17 protein-coding genes and 1 tRNA gene are annotated in these 17,815 nt (G+C 61.0%); 7 read left to right on the top strand and 11 right to left on the bottom strand.

Annotation, left to right across the window (positions count from 1 at the left end; translation table 11 throughout):
• Positions 1–148 precede the first annotated feature (148 nt).
• Positions 149–220: transfer RNA gene (locus tag CYA_RS12535), tRNA-Gln, on the bottom strand.
• 20 nt (positions 221–240) lie between these two features.
• Entirely contained in the window at positions 241–843 is a 603-nt protein-coding gene (locus CYA_RS12530) for an FHA domain-containing protein (RefSeq protein WP_228375359.1), read from the bottom strand.
• Positions 844–1,140: 297 nt separating this feature from the next.
• On the opposite strand from CYA_RS12530, the gene CYA_RS12525 reads away from it, so the two are divergent.
• The 3 genes from CYA_RS12525 to CYA_RS12515 are packed head-to-tail and all read left to right on the top strand — an operon-like array spanning position 1,141 to position 3,964.
• The gene (locus CYA_RS12525; protein ID WP_369781427.1) at positions 1,141–2,013 is read left to right on the top strand and encodes an inositol monophosphatase family protein; all 873 of its coding nucleotides are present in this window, start codon (positions 1,141–1,143) and stop codon (positions 2,011–2,013) included.
• Between the two features lie 41 nt (positions 2,014–2,054).
• Positions 2,055–2,981 (top strand): ABC transporter substrate-binding protein, encoded by a 927-nt coding sequence (locus CYA_RS12520; RefSeq protein ID WP_228375358.1) that lies wholly within the window; start codon positions 2,055–2,057, stop codon positions 2,979–2,981.
• Positions 2,939–3,964 (top strand): J domain-containing protein, encoded by a 1,026-nt coding sequence (locus CYA_RS12515; protein ID WP_011431456.1) that lies wholly within the window; start codon positions 2,939–2,941, stop codon positions 3,962–3,964. Before CYA_RS12520 ends, CYA_RS12515 begins: the two co-directional genes overlap by 43 nt.
• 12 nt (positions 3,965–3,976) lie before the next feature.
• On the opposite strand, the gene CYA_RS12510 is transcribed toward CYA_RS12515, so the two are convergent.
• The 5 genes from CYA_RS12510 to CYA_RS12490 all read right to left on the bottom strand — a co-directional run bounded on the left by CYA_RS12510 (position 3,977) and on the right by CYA_RS12490 (position 9,488).
• A complete protein-coding gene (locus tag CYA_RS12510; protein WP_011431455.1) occupies positions 3,977–5,590 on the bottom strand; it encodes a CPBP family intramembrane glutamic endopeptidase in 1,614 nt (537 codons plus the stop codon).
• Between the two features lie 67 nt (positions 5,591–5,657).
• Entirely contained in the window at positions 5,658–6,290 is a 633-nt protein-coding gene (trmB, locus tag CYA_RS12505) for a tRNA (guanosine(46)-N7)-methyltransferase TrmB (protein WP_041439245.1), read from the bottom strand.
• Positions 6,291–6,447: 157 nt separating this feature from the next.
• Entirely contained in the window at positions 6,448–7,368 is a 921-nt protein-coding gene (locus CYA_RS12500; RefSeq protein ID WP_011431453.1) for an L-lactate dehydrogenase, read from the bottom strand.
• A gap of 282 nt (positions 7,369–7,650) precedes the next feature.
• Positions 7,651–8,001: a hypothetical protein gene (locus tag CYA_RS12495; protein ID WP_011431451.1), complete on the bottom strand. Its 351-nt coding sequence runs from the start codon at positions 7,999–8,001 to the stop codon at positions 7,651–7,653.
• A 731-nt stretch (positions 8,002–8,732) separates the two neighbouring features.
• On the bottom strand, positions 8,733–9,488 hold the full coding sequence (locus tag CYA_RS12490; protein ID WP_011431450.1) for an ankyrin repeat domain-containing protein: 756 nt from the start codon (positions 9,486–9,488) through the stop codon (positions 8,733–8,735).
• A gap of 350 nt (positions 9,489–9,838) precedes the next feature.
• On the opposite strand from CYA_RS12490, the gene CYA_RS12485 reads away from it, so the two are divergent.
• The gene (locus CYA_RS12485) at positions 9,839–10,420 is read left to right on the top strand and encodes a DnaJ domain-containing protein (RefSeq protein WP_011431449.1); all 582 of its coding nucleotides are present in this window, start codon (positions 9,839–9,841) and stop codon (positions 10,418–10,420) included.
• Here the strand turns inward: CYA_RS12485 and CYA_RS12480 are convergent.
• The gene (locus tag CYA_RS12480) at positions 10,417–11,823 is read right to left on the bottom strand and encodes a 2-succinylbenzoate--CoA ligase (RefSeq protein WP_011431448.1); all 1,407 of its coding nucleotides are present in this window, start codon (positions 11,821–11,823) and stop codon (positions 10,417–10,419) included. The two genes, CYA_RS12485 and CYA_RS12480, sit on opposite strands and share 4 nt — an antisense overlap.
• Positions 11,824–12,045: 222 nt before the next feature.
• Between CYA_RS12480 and petG the strand changes: the two genes are divergently transcribed.
• The 3 genes from petG (at position 12,046) to CYA_RS12465 (ending at position 15,087) form a co-directional block, all read left to right on the top strand.
• Positions 12,046–12,159, top strand: coding sequence for a cytochrome b6-f complex subunit V (gene petG, locus CYA_RS12475; protein WP_011431447.1), 114 nt, complete (start codon positions 12,046–12,048; stop codon positions 12,157–12,159).
• A gap of 71 nt (positions 12,160–12,230) precedes the next feature.
• The gene (locus CYA_RS12470; RefSeq protein ID WP_011431446.1) at positions 12,231–13,853 is read left to right on the top strand and encodes a bifunctional pantoate--beta-alanine ligase/(d)CMP kinase; all 1,623 of its coding nucleotides are present in this window, start codon (positions 12,231–12,233) and stop codon (positions 13,851–13,853) included.
• A gap of 196 nt (positions 13,854–14,049) precedes the next feature.
• On the top strand, positions 14,050–15,087 hold the full coding sequence (locus CYA_RS12465) for a hemolysin family protein (protein ID WP_011431445.1): 1,038 nt from the start codon (positions 14,050–14,052) through the stop codon (positions 15,085–15,087).
• Positions 15,088–15,096: 9 nt separating this feature from the next.
• Here CYA_RS12465 and CYA_RS12460 read toward each other — a convergent pair whose 3' ends face one another.
• From CYA_RS12460 to CYA_RS12455, 3 genes are read right to left on the bottom strand one after another with little or no spacing between them, the layout of a single operon-like run.
• Positions 15,097–15,279, bottom strand: coding sequence for a hypothetical protein (locus CYA_RS12460; protein ID WP_369781493.1), 183 nt, complete (start codon positions 15,277–15,279; stop codon positions 15,097–15,099).
• Positions 15,207–15,701 carry a DUF4126 domain-containing protein gene (locus CYA_RS15480; protein ID WP_011431443.1) on the bottom strand — a complete coding sequence of 165 codons (495 nt, stop codon included), beginning with the start codon at positions 15,699–15,701 and terminating at the stop codon, positions 15,207–15,209. Before CYA_RS15480 ends, CYA_RS12460 begins: the two co-directional genes overlap by 73 nt.
• 32 nt (positions 15,702–15,733) lie before the next feature.
• The gene (locus CYA_RS12455) at positions 15,734–17,815 is read right to left on the bottom strand and encodes a HAMP domain-containing sensor histidine kinase (RefSeq protein WP_071813535.1); all 2,082 of its coding nucleotides are present in this window, start codon (positions 17,813–17,815) and stop codon (positions 15,734–15,736) included.

Here is a 17,815-nt window from a genome sequence, read left to right as displayed (position 1 = left end):
GACGGATTGGCCCTCTGCTGGCCAAAGTCTTCGCGCCAGCAATGCAAAAAGCGTACCCTTGCGCCTAGCGGGAAGTTCCCGAATCAGCGAAGGGGAACTGCCCAAAAAAGCCTTCTGCTGTCTCAAGCAGACCTAGCCCAGCTTAAGACTGGGGCAGATGGATTCGAACCACCGAATGGCGGGACCAAAACCCGCTGCCTTACCGCTTGGCGATGCCCCAATTTACACTGCTTGACTACTTTAGCGATGCAACCTTGGATCTGTCAACGGGCTGCGGCCACCTCTCATCTCCTCAGGAACCAAGTTGGATCCTTTGCCGAGGTCAGGGTTGACCTCAAAAGGGTTGGGCAGAGGGGGAATGCGGGCCACCTCGAAGAAGTAGGCGCGGATCTCCGGCCCAAAGTAGATAACATCGCCACTCCTCAAGTAGTGGGTAGCTACCCGCGTGCCGTTGACGAACACCCCATTGGTGCTGGACTGCCCCTTGCGGTTGCCGTCGACTAGACAATACGTAAATCCTGTGCGATTGGACTTGGTGGGCACTCGCACCAAATAGGCGTGGCGGCGGGAGACGAAGCGGTTGACAATCTGGATGGCATTGGAGGGATCCCGTCCGATCGTGTAAATGCTCTCCCGCAGGATGTAGCTGCAGGGCCGCACAGGATGGCAGACGGACAGGGTGAACTCCGGGTGAGACACCGGCTGCTGCGGGACTTGGTCGAACAGATCCAACGGCAGATCGAAGTCCTGACTGCCGGACAGATGGCCTCTGCCCACTGCCGTAGTAGAGGTAAAAAAATCGTCGTAGCTCTGGGGCAACAGCGTTTCCTCCTCGACGCTCAACTACCTGCCCGGCAGCCTGGCTCTTCCAGTCCAACTCCCTGAACCCTAGAGTTCCCAGAAACTAGGAGACACCCAACATCCCCCCGGCGTTGGCGGGCTGGTGGAAAACTCATAGGCCTTAATGTACACTACTATACACCACAGGCAGCCTTGGAGATACTCCCTTTTCCTAAAAAAAATTGGAAAAATTGGGTTTGGGTTCAGGTCGGAGCTATTCCCGTTTTAAGGGATCCCTTGGGAGCCACAGCCTTGGCCGCGGGCGGGCTATTCTGGGTAGCAGGTTTGTAGCCTTGAGGTGTGGGTGTGACGGAGGCCCTGTTGCGTCGGTTAGATGTGGCCACAGAGGCGGCCCTGGAGGCAGGGGCTTTGCTGCGCAGTTATGTGGGGGGCACCCTTGCCATTGAGGAGAAACGTCCGGGCGACTTGGTAACAGCAGCGGATCGCGCTTCCGAGGAGCTTATCTTGAAAATCTTAAGGCGGCACTTCCCCGAAGATGTGATCTTGACGGAAGAATCCGGCCAGCAGGGATCCCCGCAGGGCACCTACGCCTGGATGATCGATCCCCTCGATGGCACCACCAACTTTGCCCATGGCTATCCCTTTGCTGCCGTCTCTATTGGTCTGCTGGAGGGGCGGGAGCCGGTGCTGGGGGTGATCTACGACATCTTTCGCGGGGATCTCTTTCGCGCCGTACAAGGGATGGGCGCCACCCGCAACCGCCAGCCCATCCGCGTCTCTTCCACAACTGAACTCTCCCACAGCCTCTTAGTTACCGGCTTTGCCTACGACCGCCGCGAAACCCCCGACAACAACTACGCCGAGTTCTGCCACTTCACCCACCTCACCCAGGGAGTGCGGCGAGGTGGATCGGCTGCCCTGGACTTGGCCTACGTGGCCACCGGCCAGTTGGACGGCTATTGGGAGCGGGGCCTCTCCCCCTGGGACATTGCCGCCGGGATTGTCTTGGTGCGAGAGGCGGGCGGCAAGGTCACCGCCTACGATGGCAGCCCGGTGGATGTGTACAGTGGCCGCCTGCTGGCCAGCAACGGCTGGCTACACGCTGCTCTTCAGGAAGAACTGGCCCAGGTCAGCCCTCTGCCGGTCTCCTTCCCCATGCGGCGGGATCGCCGGTCTGGGGAGCAAAACGGCCAAAGTTTAAAGATCAGGTAAAGATCAGGCGAAAATTGGGTAAGGTTTACGCAAAGGCCCTCATGGCTCTTTCGCAAGGCAAGGGAGATAACTTGGCCGGGAAAAAGCTCCGGCGTCGTTGTTGGGCGGCAGGGTTTGGCCTGGCGCTGCTCTTGGGGATCCCGGCCTACCCTCAGCCTGCCCCAAAGCCGACCCTGCCCGCTCCTGCCAGCGAGCGAGCACAGGTTCCCGATTCCCGTTGGGCCGAGATTCAGGCGCGGGGGCGCATCCGGGTTGGCCTGGATCCCAGCCTGGGCCCGGCTTACCTCTACACCGACCTGGAGCGGCAAACCTACGCCGGCTTCGAGTGGGATATCCTGGAGGCGCTTGCCCAGACGCTGCAGGTGCGAGTGGAGCCCGTCTATGTGGCTTGGAGCGAGCAGTTGGCGGCTTTGCAAGCGGATGAGGTGGATCTCATCTGGGGGGCGCGGGAAGCTTTGGGCTTGGATCCGCAGCAGTTTCTCGCCACCCGACCCTACTACCTCAGCCCGCAGCGCTTGGTGGTACGGGATCCCGGGCCAGAGGAAGCTCCCATTGAGGCGCTGTCGCAACTCTTTGGCCGCAAAGTGGGCATTGTAGTTAACAGTACGGGAGCCGCTCTGTTGGAGGCGTACAACGAGAGGCGGGGCAACGCCATTCGTCTTTTTGCCACCAGCAACCCGGATCGCTTGTTTGCCCAGCTCCAGGCTGGCCAGTTGGATGCGGTGCTCGTCGATCAGCCCGTTGCCGCCCTGAGCCTGCGCCAGGCGGGATCCCGGCTGCGCCTGGCGGGGCCGCCTCTGTTCCCGATTCCTTTGGTGGGCGTGGTATCCTCACAGCATCCTTCCCTGAAGGAAGCCGTGGATGGGGCGATCGCAGTCCTGACCGAAAACGGAACTTTGCAACGCATCTTGGAGAAGTGGCAACTATGGGATCCAACTCTGATGTCCCCCGCCTCACCCGAGGGCTAGCCCGCTACGAGACCGACCATTTCGCCATCTTGGGCGTGCCCCTCACCGCCGATGCCAAAGGGATCCGACGCGGCTACCTGCAGGCGGCCAAGGCTCTGCACCCGGATCGCTTTGTCGGGGATCCGGAAGGGGCAGAGCGGGCCAACGTCCTCTTCGCCAAGCTGGTCAGCCCGGCCAACGAGGTGCTGGCCAAGGAGCGAGAGCGGTCAGAATATGAGACTGTGCTCAAGCTGCGCGTTCAACGCCTGCTGGAGTCGCCACCCCCCGATCTGTGGCCCACTGGAGAAGCTGTCAAAGACCTGGCCGAGCGCGCCGATTGGCAGGAAGAATATGTCCGGCGGGTGGAGAAGCTGGCCAAAGAGCAATACAGCTCTATGGCCACCCTGCTGGAGAAAACCGAGCAGTTGAGCGAGCTCAACCTAGCCTACCTGCTGCTCAAGGCCGGCTACAAAGGGATCCCCGCCCCTGCTGCCAAAACCACCACCCCGACGGGGATCCCAACCCCTTCCCCCAGCCGCACCACCTTGGGCGGGATCCCGGCTGCTCCACCCACCGCTCCCCCTGTCCAGCCCGCCCCTCCTTCGCCCCCAACCCCGCAACTTAGCCCCGCTGAGACCCGCTTCCTGCAGGCGCTGGACATGATCGAGCGCAAGCAGTACCGGGTTGCCATCCAGTATTTAAACTTCGCCATCAGCGCCCAGCCCAACGTGGCCCGTTACTATCTGCACCGAGGTATCGCCCACCTCAAGCAGGGCAACGCTGGCATGGCCAAGGCCGACTTCCTGCAGGCGAGCCGCCTCGAGCCGGCCAACGCCGAGTTGATGGCCGAGGTGCGCCGCTGGCTGCAGCAGGTCACCACCCAACAGCCGGTTCCCGTTCCCTCGGCCAGCCGTCAGACCTCCCAGGCCCAGAAAATCGTGCCACCGCCGCGCAAAGAGGATAGCGGCGGCTTCTGGAGCCGCCTCTTCGGCAAGAAAAAGTAGGCCAAACTCCCCTCAGGAAGCGCCCCCCAACACCAGCAGCGTGACCAGGGATCCCGTATTCCAGAGGCTGTGCAACAGGATGGGGGCCAGCAGGTTGCGGCTGTGGCTGTACACCACCCCCAGCACCACCCCCAGCATGGTCAAAGGCAACAGATCGGAAAGGTTGAGGTGGGCAAGGGCAAAGGTGAAGGCGCTGAGCAAGATGGCAGCCCCCATCGGCAAGTAGCGGCTCAGCGTCGGCAGCCAAAAGCCCCGGAACAGCACCTCCTCAAAAACAGGGGCACAGACAGACACCACGGCCAAAAACACCAAGCGCGCCCCCCAGCCATGGCTCTCCAGCAGCAGAGGCAAGATGGGGTTCCCGCCCCCTGCCTGGGGCAGCAGCAACTGCGACAGCGCCGCTGCCAGCACCACCAAAGGCAGGGCCGCCCAGTAGCCGCCCAGGCCCCAGAGGATCCAAGGGCCCCACAGCCGCACCTGCAGCACCTTCTGCCAACCGGGATAGAGCCGAAGAAGCCGGTACAACAGCGCCGCCCCCAGCAGAGCGCCCGCATTGTAGGTGAGAAACAGGGCCACCGCCTGATGCCAAGGGCTGAGCTGCTGCGTCCCCAGGCCGAGCCCGACCGTGTAAAGGCGAGGCACCAGCGCATTGAGGAGAATGAAACCCAAAAACCAACCGGTCAGGACCGCCTGCGCCCCGATCCCCGGCCAAGGCACCTCCCACGGCGGGCCCACAAGAGGACGTTGGCGCCAGAAGCTCCAGCCCAGCCAGCCCAACAAGAGCACCAGCCCCAGCAGCGCCCCCAGCAGCGGGATCCCGCCCACCACCGCCAGCCGGAACAGGGCTGCCAAGGCCAATTTTTCCTGCTGCTGGTTGAGGGCATTGAGGCTGTCGCTGCGCTGTTGCAGCCGGTAGAGCTGCTGCAGGGCCACCGCCTCAAACCAACCGTCCAGGTGGTTGCGGATTTGCACCTCGGCCTCTGGCAAGATGCGCCGTGGCGTTCCCCACAGCCCTTGTAAAACCTGTGCCACCCTCTTCTGGCCGGATTCCAGCTCCAAGGGACGTTCTGGATCGACTACCTCTTGCCACTGCTGCTGGGCTGCCTCCAGATCCTCCTGGTAGACGTAGAGCAGACCCAGGCGCAGCCGCAGGGCGTCCAGCTCCGCCTGCAGATCCTGGACAGAAGCCAGGAGGACGGGATCCACTTCTTCTGGGGTTGAGGCCGGCCCCACCGCATCTGATACCCTGGCCAATTCGGGTTTGCCCCCTGCCGAGGAAGTCGCCCTTTCCAGCCGTGCCATCCGTTTGAGGCGCTGCAGGCGTTCGGCGTAGTTGTCGGCCACCTGCTGGTAGCGATTGTGGGCCAGCTCGAAAACGTTCTGCCCCAGGAGAGCCCGCGCCAGGTCCTGATAGCGGGGATCGTCGAGGGTGCGGGCAGCCTGCAGGGCGAGATTGGTTTGCAACAGATCCAACTGCGTTTGCGGCGGCGGCTGAAACCAACTGCTGGAAAGCGAAAGCCCGACAATCAAAAGGGCCAATAGGCTCAGCAGGTTGAGGATCCCTCGGCGAACAGAAAGCCAAGCGGAAAAGGGATCGACAGAGGCCGTGGCTTCAGAGGGAGACATGGCAGCAACCGAGGCAACTCCAGCGGGTTATATCCTAGCTTCTATTGGCTTCAGCCGGATAAAGGGGTCAGCGTCGCTCTAGCCAATAACGGTAGATGGGCAGACCCAACTGCAGGCACTGCCACTCCCGCTCGGTGGGAATGCCGAAGGGGTTGTCATCGATGGGCCCCTGGTAGGGATTCCAAAACTGCGGATGCTCTAGGAAACGATCGACCATCTCCTCGGCCACTTCCCGCACGTCCGACTGCAGGAAGACGGGGCTGCCCGGTTGCAGCAGCAGGGCCAGATCCGCCACCAGTCGCGGTTGGACGATCCGCCGCTTGTGATGGCGCTTTTTAAACCAGGGATCCGGAAATTGGATGGTGACCCGGCTGAGATCTCCCGGCGCAAACAGATGCCGCAGGGAGACATTGATGTTGGCAAACAGAAAATGGACGTTATCCAGCCCCAGCTCGTCCCGCCAAGCATTGGCCCGCTCCACCAGCGGCTGTCGAATCTCTACCCCCAAAAAGTTCCAGTCGGGCTGCTCCTGGGCCATGCGCAGCAAAAAGCGTCCGCTCCCTGAGCCGATATCCAAATGCAAGGGCTGCCCCAGTCGCCGATACACCCGTTCCCAGTGGGGTGGGGGGGTGGGTTGTTGGTACTGAGCCTGCAGGGGGTTGACGTGTTGCCGCAGTCGCTGGCCGAGACCCTTCTGCAGCGGGATCCCTGTCCAGGGGGGAACAGAGGAGCCTTTCTCAAGTTGGGCCTGCTGTGCTCGCTGCACGTCCGCTTCCACAGACCACCTCCTGCCGTCAGCCACAGCCGTAGCGAACCCAACGGTGGATCCAAAACAAACGGGATCCGGCAGCCCAGCTCTACCACCGGATGCTGTCGATGACTTGCCGCAAGATGTGGGCAGAGCGGTGCAGTTGCTGCCGCTCGCTCTCGGTGAGGGACATGGCCAGCGTGCGCTCCACCCCTTGCCGACCGACCACTCTCGGCAAACTAAGGCAGACCTCCGGCAGGTCATATTCTCCCTGGGTGAGGCTGCTCACGGTTAAAACGCGCCGCTGATCCCGTACCAGGGCCTGGACAATTTGTGCCACCCCCAGACCAATGGCATAGCTGGTGGCCCCTTTGCGGCGGATGATCTCATAGGCGGCATTGCGCACCTGCTCGAAGATATCGCCCAAATGGGCGGGATCCCATTCCGGCGAGAGCTGGCCAATCGGCGTGCCGGCGATGTTCACCTTGCTCCAGACGGCCACCTCGCTATCCCCATGTTCGCCGATGATGTAGGCGTGCAGGCTGCGCGGATCCACCCCCAGCCTCTGGGCCAACAGATAGCGAAAGCGAGCCGTATCCAAAACCGTTCCCGACCCCAGCACCTGCCCCGCCGGCAGCCCCGCTAACTTCAGGGAAACATAGGTCATGACGTCAACGGGGTTGCTCACCACCAGGAAAATGGCGCTGGGGCAATGCTCCATCAGGGCCGGGATCAAGCTTTTGAAGATCTCGACGTTGCGGTGAACCAAATCCAAACGGGTTTCTCCAGGCCGCTGCTTGGCCCCCGCCGTCACAATCACCACGTCTGACCCGGCACAATCGGCCAGCTCCCCTGCCCAGATCCGCGTCGGCTCCACAAAAGGGATCCCATGCACCAGATCCATCACTTCCCCTTCCAGCTTGGCGCGGTCGATGTCGTGGATCACCAGCTCATCGAGGGTGTTCTGGATAAGCATCGCGTAGGCGCAGGCCATGCCCACCTGCCCGGCGCCGATGATGGATCCCTTCAAAAGGCGGCGAGCAGTCAGCCCACCGGCTTGCTGCTCAAAGCGTGGCTTGGGTTGGTGCTCAGAAACGGTCATGGCTTCAGCCGCTGCACTTCCCTTCCCAGCTTAAGCCTGGCCAGGCGGAGAGAAAAAGAGCAGAGGGGCTATCGCTCCCCAGAGCAAGAAAGGCTGGAAGGGAAGAGAACTTCCGCCTTCCCGGTCGCCTCGGATCCCCGCGGGGTGAAGTGACTTTGAATGCAGCTCAGTAAGGGTTTTAATGGTTTTTTAAGAATTCTTGGGTAGACCTCAACTCCGTTGCTGGGTTAGCCGCTGCCAAAGCTCCAGAGGAATGCGCTCATGAGGACGTGGAAGAGACCGAATCTGAACCAGCTCTTCCGGCAAGTAGTGCAAAGCCACCCGCGCCGTTGCGTCTAAGAGACTGCGCCGCCGCTGGAGATGTTGCTCCGCTTCTCCCAAAAACACATCCAGCCAGCCATCTCGCTCTTGGCAGCGAATCCGCAAAGCAGAGAGAGAAGGTAGGGACTCTTGGCGATAGAGCCGGAAGCCCTGCTCAGGACTCCACCCCAGCCACCACTGGGGCGCCAATTGCCCCAACTGCCGACACCACACGCCCGCCTGAACCTGTTGCCATGTCATGCTCACCACTCCGCAACCTGCGAAGACCTAGCTGCAAATTTTTCCAACTACTTTAGCTAGGTACTCTACCAGACTCACTCGGTTTGATGCAAGTCTTTATCAAAGAGGAACCGATGTGCCCTGGGGATATATTGCAACTTAATCTCAATAGTGCTATACTGTCACCCGGTTGAGTGGTGGAGTCATATCCATCAGTCTTCCTCTCTTGTCTTGGACGCAGCAGGGATCCCGCGCCGGCGGAACTGGCCATCCTGCGCTTGGCAGGGATCCCTTTTTCTCCACAAAGTTAATGAGACTAAATATCAATTAATGGGAGAGGGGGAGGTTTTCCGCCAACATCGTGTTGAAGTAGGAGGTAGCAGTCGAGGGTGATCGCGCTTGCGTCGGCGGGCCAGCAAGCGAAAGCGGCGTGAAGCGCTGGGGAAGTATCTTGAGCTATTTGGAATGGCTACCAATCCTCTAGAAAGTAAGGAGATAAACGGATGTTTTCGGAACAAGCTAGCTGTTCCGTCTTTGTTTTGTTCTCTAAAAAATGATGTTGGAAGAAGATTAAAATCTGGAGAAAGGAATTGAACCAGATGCGAGTTATCGATTAGAATCTAGATGGCGTTAACGCTAACCGCGACGAAGAGATCGGAGAGGGGAAATCTAACATCCTCTCTCCTTTTTCTGTGGAATTCCTTCCAACTCTATCTCCCGTCTCCCAAGAAGTAGGGATCCCTTAAGCCAAACTAAAGGGTTGCGCCTCGGTCTTGCAGCCATTGGGCAGCTAGCCTGTGCTGACGTTTCTGGGCATAGGCGAGGGGAGTGTGTCCATCGTGATTGCGGGGGTTTAATTCGGCCCCATTTTCCAACAGCAGCTCTAGGATCTGGATATGCCCTTCCCAGGCAGCCCAGTGCATGGGTGTCGCCCCGAAGCGGTTGCGCGCGTTGACATCGGCCCCGTACAAAATGAGAAAGCGAGCGATGCCCAAGTGTCCTTGTGTGGCCGCCTCGTGCAGAGGAGTTCGCCCCGTCTCATCAACGGCATCCACCGGTGCCCCCTTGGAGAGCAAGCGGGCGAGAACGCTTTTCCTACCCGTAGCTGTAGCCCAGTGGAGAACGCCACAGGTTTTTGCCCCTTTTTGGATCAGCAGACCAATAACTTCTGCCTGATCGGTTAGGGCAGCCCGATGGAGAGGAGTGTATCCATAGCGATCTAGCAGATCGATATCGCTGCCTGCCTTGAGAAGCCGCTCCACCACTTCCACCTGGCCGCTGGCAGCAGCCAAATGGAGCGGCGTAGCCCCTGTGGAATCCATCGAGTCGACGGAAGCGCCATAAGCCAAAAGCAAGTCCAACAGCTCCAGATTGCCGATGAGTACTGCTTTGTGAAGCGGGGTGAACCCCTGCGAATCGGGAGCATTCACATGTCCCCCTTGCTGCAAGTAAGCCAGCAATCCTTGCGGGTCTTCATTGGCAAGGGCGCGGTGCAGTGCTTCGCTCATAGTCACTCAGAAATAGGACTTAGAGACAGCTAAAAGTACTTTGAGAACAGTTAGGAGTAGAGTTAGGCAAAGTCTGGAATTTACAACTTGGGCAAAGTCTAGCACTGGATCCCTGCCTCTGAGGTAGCTGTGCGAAGAGATGCCTCTTAGCGCTCAGTCAGAATGGTCAATGCAGCACCATGCCTCAACATGAGAATGATTCTCTACTAGATTGGATCTAAATTGCATGAGCGCCGAGGGGATCCCTTGGTTCAGCCCAGGTTGGCATGGCATGATCGGCGTAGCTCCGAGCCAGAGCTGACTCTTCGCCCAGGTTCAGCAGCCCCTCACCCTCTCTTCTGCTGCCGCTCATGGACTACTATGCAATCCTGAACCTCTCTCCCCAAGCGAACAGCGAAGATATCAAGCGAGCCTTTCGCCGGTTGGCGCGGCAGTTTCACCCCGATGTGGCAGGAGAGGGATCCCGAGAACGATTTGAGCAGATCTACCAGGCCTACCAAGTGCTGAGCAACCCTGAAGAGCGGCGGCGCTACGACGCCCAACGACACTCTCCACCCAGTTCTGTGAGGGGGGAAAGGCGCGTGGTTGTACGCACCACTGGGTCAGGCTCCATCTCAGCAGAACCACCGGCTCGGGAATCCCTTGAGGCAGGGATTGCCCGCGTCAAGGCGGCTTGGCGCGAGCGTAAGTTGCCCACGGCAGTGGCTCTGGCGGAGGCGCTGCTGAAGCGGTTTCCCAACTCCAAGGAAGCCATCCACATCTTGGCTTTGGCCTATCAGCGCTTCGGCAATCATTTAATCTGCGAGGGTCGCTACCAGCAGGCAGAGGCTTACTTGAGAAAAGCTTTGGCCACAGAGCCACACAACCGCGAGTTGGCCTTTGAAATCTGGCGAGACTTGGCCCGTCTGGGCATCCGGGAGGGATCCGGCTAGCTGCCTGGCGTTGCCAGTCTCAACTGCTGGGCCGCCCACTGCCGCAGCTGTTGGCGGCTGACTTTGCCCTGGGCGTTGCGCGGGATCCCGGCACACCATAGCCATTGCTTAGGGTGCTTGAAGGGGCTCAGTTGTTGGCTCAGGTGTTGCTTTAGGTGCCTCTCCAGCTCTACGGGGAGGGCAGGGATCCCAGCCTTGGGCACGGCCACCGCCACCACCTGCTGGCCCCACTCGCCGTCGGGCAGGCCGAGCACGCACACATCCTCCACCCAGCCGCTGGCCCGGATCTCCCCTTCTACCTCGGCCGCCATCACCTTTTCCCCGCCGGTCAGGATCAGGTCGTCGGCGCGGCCCAGCCAGTAGAGATAGCCGTCTGAGTCCAGATAGCCCCAATCTCCAGGGGTGAAGCCCCGCTGTTGCCACTTGCCCAGGCCATCAGCCTCCCTCGCCAAAGGGTAGTAGCCCAGCGCCAGGGATTCCGCCCACACGTGGATGTGGCCCGCCGTCTGGGCGGGCAAGGGATCCCCTGCTTCGCCGCGGATCTCCAGGGTGGCGTGGGGCAGGGGCCGCCCCAGGCTATCGCTCCCCTGCAAAAAGGCTTCCGGCAGGAGCGTACACACCTGGGAGGCGCTTTCGGTCATGCCATAGGTGAGGGCCAAGGGCAGGTGCAGTTGCCGGGCCTGTTGCCGCAAACTGGGCCAGGTGGGGCCGCCGCCAACCAGAATGGCTCGAAACTGGCGCAGGCTCTCCAAGACTCCCGGCTGGGCGTTGAGCAACAGCCGCTGCAACTGGGTGGGCACCAGCGACAGAAAGCTGCCCGGCAAAGGCGGATCCCAGGCCTCGGCCTGCTGCTGTCGTTTCCAATCCCAGACAATCCACTGGCCGCCGCTCAGCCAGGAACGAACAGCTTGCATCAGGCCGCTGACGTGGTACAGGGGCAGGACACAATAGCTATGGACGCAATCCACGCTGAAGTGCTGCTGGTGGGCTCTGGCAGAGGCGCTGAGGGTACGCCAGGAGTGCACTGCCCATTTCACCTGGCCGCCGGAGCCACCGGTAGGGATCCCGATTACTGGCCAATCGGCGCTGGGTAGGATCTGTTGCCAATGCTGCAGAGGGGGGTGGGAGGAGGCAGAACCCTCCTGCAACTGCCCTCGCCGCCAGCGCCAAGCGGATCCCAGGCTGGCCAGAGCCTGCCCCCACTCTCGTCCTCCCCAGTGGGGATTGGCCAAGAAGAGGGGGATCCCCAGGTGTTGGCAGGCCAAAACGGCAGCCCACACTTGCAGCGGATCCGAGTCTGCCACCAACAGGGGAACGGCCTTGTCTGCCAGAGGGCGCAGTTGCTCTTCCAGCCCAGCCAGACACTCCTTCAAAGCGGGAGAGCAGTTGTGGTTGGGAAACATCTTTCGGCAAGTTCGGGCGGGACAGTTGCAGGTTCAACGAAGCGATCAAAGCGATCAAAGAGCAAGCCATAGCCGTGGAGACTTGACCCTCCACCGAGGCAATTGGGGGCGTCCCCTGTACCTTCGTTGTTTTGACTTTTGGCAGGGATCCCCCCGGGCAAGGTGAGGAAGAGTTTGGGCTTGGCTTATCATGATCTAGGTTTGAAGTAGGAGGCCTAGGTTGTGATCGAGCCAATTTTGCTGGGGATCGTTTTGGGGATGGTGCTGGTTACCTTGGCAGGCCTGTTTGTGGCCGCCTACAGACAGTATCAGCGCGGCAATAAGATGGGTCTGTGAAAGCCAGGGAGGAAAAAGCTGGCACCAAACCGTCGGCAAGAGAGTGGCTCAGCAGGTGAGGTGGCATGGCAATGCAGTGGCTGCGCACGGTGGCGGCTTTGCGGGAGCAGGTAGCGAGCTGGCGGGGATCTACCATAGGCCTGGTGCCAACGATGGGATCCCTGCACGAAGGACATCTCAGCCTAATTCGCCGCTGCCGCCAAGAGTGTGACCACACGGTGGTCAGCATCTTTGTCAACCCCCTCCAATTTGGCCCCAACGAAGACTGGGATCGCTACCCCCGCGACGAGGAAGGGGATCGGGCTCTGTGTGAAGCCGCGGGCGTGGATGTGGTGTTTGCCCCCGACCCGCAGGAGATGGGGGCCGACCCGGCCACTGCCGGCGATCGCACCTGGGTCATGCCTCCTGAGTCCCTTTTGCAGACCCTCTGCGCCCCCCACCGACCGGGGCATTTTCGCGGCGTGGCCACCATTGTGCTGCAACTGCTAAACCTGGTGCAGCCGCAGCGGGCCTATTTTGGCCAAAAGGATGCCCAGCAACTGGCAATTATCCAGCGGCTGGTTCAAGATCTGCAAATTCCCACCACCATTGTCCCTTGCCCCACCGTGCGAGAAGCCGACGGCCTTGCCTACAGCTCCCGCAACCGCTACCTTTCGGCAGTGGAGCGGCAGGTGGCCGCCAGCCTGTACCGCGCCCTGCGCCGAGGTTACGACCACTGGCAAGCCGGGGATCCCTCCGCCGAAGGGATCCTGGCCGCCGCCCGTGCTGAGCTGGAGCGCACCCCCGAGCTGCGCGTGCAATATCTGGAATTGGTGGATCCGCAAACCCTCCAGCCCCTATCGGAGGTGAAAGATAAGGGGCTACTGGCCATCGCCGCCTATGTAGGGCAAACTCGCCTCATCGACAACCTGCTCCTTTCCCCGGAAGGGGTGGATCCCTTGCCCCAAGAACAGCAGAGTGCAGTGCCTCCTTCCCCGAAAAGGGGGCGTCGCCCGCTGATTGCCATCGACGGCCCGGCAGGGGCCGGGAAGTCCAGCGTAGCGCGGGCAGTGGCCGCTCAACTGCAGCTCTTGTACCTGGATACGGGGGCGATGTACCGGGCCATCACCTGGCTGGCGCTGCAGCGGGGGATCCCGTTGGACGACGCCGAGCAACTGACCCAACTGGCTGCCCAAACCCAACTAACCCTACAAAGTGGCCCCTCGGCCGACGAACCCACCCGCATCTGGGCCGACGGTGAGGAAGTTACCCAGGCCATTCGTTCCCCAGAGGTGACCCGCTGGGTTTCTCAGGTGGCGGCAGTGCCGGGGGTACGGCAGGAGCTGGTGAAGCGGCAACGCCTCATTGGACGGGATGGGGGGGCCGTCCTGGAGGGGCGAGATATCGGCACCCATGTTTTTCCTGATGCCGAGCTGAAAGTCTTTTTGACCGCCTCGGTGGGGGAGCGGGCCCAGCGCCGGCAACACCAACTGCAAGCCCAAGGACAAGTGGTGTCCCTCGAAGAGTTAAAAGCTCAGATCGAGCAGCGGGATCGCCGCGACAGCGAGCGGCTTATCTCTCCCTTGCGGCCTGCCCCCGATGCCATTCTGATCGACACGGACCACCTGAGCCAAGCTGAGGTGGAAGACAAAATTGTGAGGCTGTACCGGCAGCTTTTGGAGCGATCCGGGGCAGCCCATTTCGATATTATCTGAAGTTATCTGAACCCTGAAGATTTTCTCAAGCTTGCGAGATGGGGCCAATTCAATTCTGAGGTGTTGAGCCTTGGGGGGGCGATGCGCTTGGCCAGAACCGCTAAGGTAGGAATCCTGTTGACGAAGAGATACTGGCCTGCCCTGCTCCCCCTCGGCCCAAATCACTCGTATCCGGCTCTGGGTAGCCGCGAGCACTATGGGTAATTTCCTCCTCCTGGCTTTTCTGCTTCTCCTCTCAGGGGCCTGCTCCGGAGCGGAAACCGCCATCACGGCTATGGACAACCTGCGCTTGGAGTCCCTGATCGAAGAACAAGGGGATCCGCAAGGCCTCTATCGACTGGCTCAACAACAGCGCTCGCGGATGATCACCACCCTGTTGTTGGTGAACAACTTTGTCAACATCGGCATTGCCGCCCTGGCCACCACCATCTCTATTGAGCTGCTGGGATCCCAGTTTGGAGCTTTGGCCGCCACCGTGCCCACCACGATCCTGGTGCTCCTGGTGGGGGAAGTGGCGCCCAAGTCTTTGGCGGTGAGCCATCCGCTGGCAGTGTTCCGCTGGGTGGTGCGGCCTGTCCATGTCCTCTCGGTGCTGCTGCGCCCTTTTACCGCTGCCTCTGAGTGGGTTGTCAGGAGACTGTTCAACCTGTTGGAGCTCTCGCCGCTGACAGCCACCGCTTCCCTCAAGGATTTGGAGCTGTTGATCGATGTGCTGGGGCAGCGAGGGCTACTGGATTGGCAAAAACGGCGCCTGTTTCGCGGGGCGATGGCGTTGGATTTGCTCCAGGCTGGGGATGTGGCCAAGCCAAGGGTAAAAATGGAGACCATTTCCCACGACAAAACGCTGCAGGATGTGGTGAAGCTCTGCCTGGAGACGGGCTACTCCCGCATCCCCGTGCAGGGGGAATCCAAGGACGAGATCGTCGGCGTCATCCACCTCAAGCAGGCCCTGCGCTACCTGGAGCAAAAGGGCAATGCCGAGGTGACCAAGGCCATGTCCCCGCCTTTTTTTGTGCCCGAGACCAAGCGCGTCAGCCTGCTGCTCAAAGAGATGCTGCGCTCCCGCCAACACCTGGGGATCGTGGTGGATGAGTTTGGCGGCACCACCGGCCTCATTACGCTGGAGGACATTTTGGAAGAGCTGGTGGGGGATATCTACGACGAGAGCGACCTTTCCCCCCTGCTGCTGCAGCGGCAACGACGACAGCGCCTCTTCTCTTCTGGCTCCCCTTGAAGGAGGCCGCTAGCCGGCTTCTGCAGAGTCTTCGTTGGCTTCGGGGGGGAGCTCCACCAAATCCGGATCGGCAGGATAGCGGGCCACAAAAAAGATCCAGAAGCTGTGGATCCCCAGGCCTAGGCCCCACCCGCCCAACAGCGGCAGCAGCCACGGCCAATCCGCCCGATACAGCTGCTGGAAAAACACCAGCCCCGACGCGCTGCAGAGAAAAACAGCCAGATGCGCCGCGTAGGTGTAGCGGTCATCCAGCTTGCGAAACTCAGGATCCCGACGGGAGGGCTTCCGGGGCCAGCGAGGCGGCATGGCAGCAACCCCTCACAACTCAAAACCTTCTCCAGTGTAGAGGGATCCCTTGCCGCCGACATCACCAGGATCCCGGCCGCTACCGCCACCGGCGTTGCCACCACGTCCAGCAGGTTATCCACCCAGGGTACACAGTAGGCAGCAACCTCGAAAAAGGTAGCCACCGCAAAAACCGACAGCACCTCTTCCGACCCAATCCACTGCAGATCGGGAGCCAACGGCAGATGCCCGGAGCGAGCTGCCAGGTTCATCACCAACAGCGGCACAAAAATGCGAAAGCCGCAGGCAGCGCTGAGGCCCAATCCCAAAAAATTGCCGGTAGGCTGTCCATTTCTGCTCCTCAAGATTGATGGGTGTGACGGGAGTCCTCCCGCCAGCGGCAACTGGGGGGATCCGTTTCGCCTGGCTGGGCGGCAAACTCCAGCGGCCCGTTTTCGGTGTAGAGGTGCAGGTCGAACCAGAAGGTGGATCCCTGTTCCAGCTTGCTTTCCAGGCAGATGCGGGTGTGGTGTTTCTCCAGGATGTTGCGCACGATGGCCAGGCCCAGGCCGGTGCCCTCCAGGGTGTGGACGCGGTTCTCCACCCGGAAAAAGCGGTCGAAGATCCGCTCCTGATCCTCCGGGGCAATGCCGATGCCCGTATCGGCCACCGCCACCCGCACCGCCTGCGGGGATCCATCCGCCTGCACGACCGGGTGGGCATGCACCGTCACCAGCCCTCCCGAGGGCGTGAACTTGAGGGCATTGCCCAAGAGATTGGTCATCACTTGCAGCAGCAGATCGTAGTTGCCCCACACCAGGGGCAGATCCGGATCGACGAACTTGCGCAACTGGATCCCTTTGTCGCGGGCTTGCAGGTGGTGGGTGCGCAGGGTTTGCTCGATCACCGCTGCAATATCGACAGCCTCGAAGTGGTACTGTTTCCCCGACTCCAGACGGGACAAATCCAACACATCGTTGACCAGGCGGGTGAGGCGATCGGTTTCGCGGTTGGCAATTTCCAGATAGTCCAGCCGCTCCTCTGGCGACATCTGCTCGCCGTACTCGTAGAGGGTCTCGATGAAGGACTTGATGCTAAAGAGTGGGGTGCGCAGCTCGTGGCTGATGTTGCTGATGAACTGGGCCTTGGCCTCGTTGAGCTCCACCTCGCGGGTGATGTCCTGCACCGTCATCACGATCCCCTTGAGGTTTTGCCGCCGCGGATCCGACACCGGCGACAGCAGGATGCGGATGACGCGCTTGGTGGGGCCGCTGAGGTTGACGCGAATTTCCTCTGCCTCTTGATCCCCGCGGGCAATTTGCATCAGGGGGCGGGCCAACTGCTGCCGCAGATCCTCGGGCAACAGCTCCGGCAAGGGCTTGCCCAAAACAGGCTCGCCCTCCCAGCCGAACATGCGGGAAGCCGCCGGGTTGAGCAAGAGTACGCGAAACTCAGCGTCCAGCAAAATGGCGGCATCGACGATGGAGAAAACCAAAGTCTCCAGCTTGGCCTTGGCGGCGGCCAGTTCTTCGATGTTCTGCTCCTCGTAGCTCTGCAGCCGCTCCGCCATCTCGTTAAAGCTGTCGATGAGCTGGGCCAGCTCTCCCCCAAAGGGCAGGTCGATGCGCTGCTTGAAGTTGCCCTTGGTGATCTCCTGGACGCCCTTGACCAGTGCTTTGATGGGGTAAGTAATGGTGAGGGCGTTGACCACGGCTCCCAGGATGGCCAGAACCCACACCGCCAAGAACACTCCAATCGCGACCTCCCGCGCCAGTTGCGTCGAGCGCACGAGGGCGGGGTTGGGGTTGATGCCAAGGCCGAGGGTGCCCAAAAAGCGGCCCTGATGATAGATGCCGACAAAAATGTCCGTCACCCGCCCGGCAGGGGTGAGGTGGGTGCGCACCAGCGGCTGACCCTCGGCAGGCGGGCGGTTGTCCGGCAGTTGGATGCGACGGGTAAGGCTGAGGGAGGTTTTCACCTCCTGGTTGGAAAACGGGATCCCGTAGTAGATGTTCCCCTCCGGGTCGGCATAGAGCAAATAGCGAATGCTGCTGGTGCTCTCAAAATATTGCCGCGACAGCTGGGCCACTTCGCCAATGCGATCTTCTGCGATCAGGGGGGCGACATTGGCCGCCAACAGCAGCCCCAGATCCCGGCCAAAGCGGGCTTCGTTAAAGCGCGCATCCTGCTGCACGGTGCTGACGGCCCAGAAGGTGAAGCTGCTCACCACCAGCGAGACCACCAGCGTGGCCACAAAGAGCAACTGGGTCTCCAGGCGCAGCTTTTGTTTCCAGCGAGACCACCAGCGCCGCAGGGATCCCCAAAAGAACCCCCCCCTTGACGGCTCCCCAGTCTCCCCCGGCAAGGGCTGGGGAGGAGAAGCAGCAGCCGCCTCAGGGGATTGGACTTCGGCAAGGGGCTCGGCAGTGCTGACAGGAGACAT

The sequence above is a fragment of the Synechococcus sp. JA-3-3Ab genome, from assembly GCF_000013205.1.
Classification (GTDB): Bacteria; Cyanobacteriota; Cyanobacteriia; order Thermostichales; family Thermostichaceae; genus Thermostichus.
This window is presented reverse-complemented; position numbering and strand designations above follow the sequence as displayed.

What these genes read in the sequence shown, in the direction of transcription:
- CYA_RS12520 (WP_228375358.1), top strand. Translation starts at nt 2,055, where the DNA reads ATGGCTCTTTCGCAAGGCAAGGGAGATAACTTGGCCGGGAAAAAGCTC.
- CYA_RS12515 (WP_011431456.1), top strand. Translation starts at nt 2,939, where the DNA reads ATGGGATCCAACTCTGATGTCCCCCGCCTCACCCGAGGGCTAGCCCGC.
- CYA_RS12510 (WP_011431455.1), bottom strand. Translation starts at nt 5,590, where the DNA reads ATGTCTCCCTCTGAAGCCACGGCCTCTGTCGATCCCTTTTCCGCTTGG.
- CYA_RS12495 (WP_011431451.1), bottom strand. Translation starts at nt 8,001, where the DNA reads ATGACATGGCAACAGGTTCAGGCGGGCGTGTGGTGTCGGCAGTTGGGG.
- CYA_RS12490 (WP_011431450.1), bottom strand. Translation starts at nt 9,488, where the DNA reads ATGAGCGAAGCACTGCACCGCGCCCTTGCCAATGAAGACCCGCAAGGA.
- CYA_RS12485 (WP_011431449.1), top strand. Translation starts at nt 9,839, where the DNA reads ATGGACTACTATGCAATCCTGAACCTCTCTCCCCAAGCGAACAGCGAA.
- CYA_RS12480 (WP_011431448.1), bottom strand. Translation starts at nt 11,823, where the DNA reads ATGTTTCCCAACCACAACTGCTCTCCCGCTTTGAAGGAGTGTCTGGCT.
- CYA_RS12470 (WP_011431446.1), top strand. Translation starts at nt 12,231, where the DNA reads ATGCAGTGGCTGCGCACGGTGGCGGCTTTGCGGGAGCAGGTAGCGAGC.
- CYA_RS12465 (WP_011431445.1), top strand. Translation starts at nt 14,050, where the DNA reads ATGGGTAATTTCCTCCTCCTGGCTTTTCTGCTTCTCCTCTCAGGGGCC.
- CYA_RS12455 (WP_071813535.1), bottom strand. Translation starts at nt 17,815, where the DNA reads ATGTCTCCTGTCAGCACTGCCGAGCCCCTTGCCGAAGTCCAATCCCCT.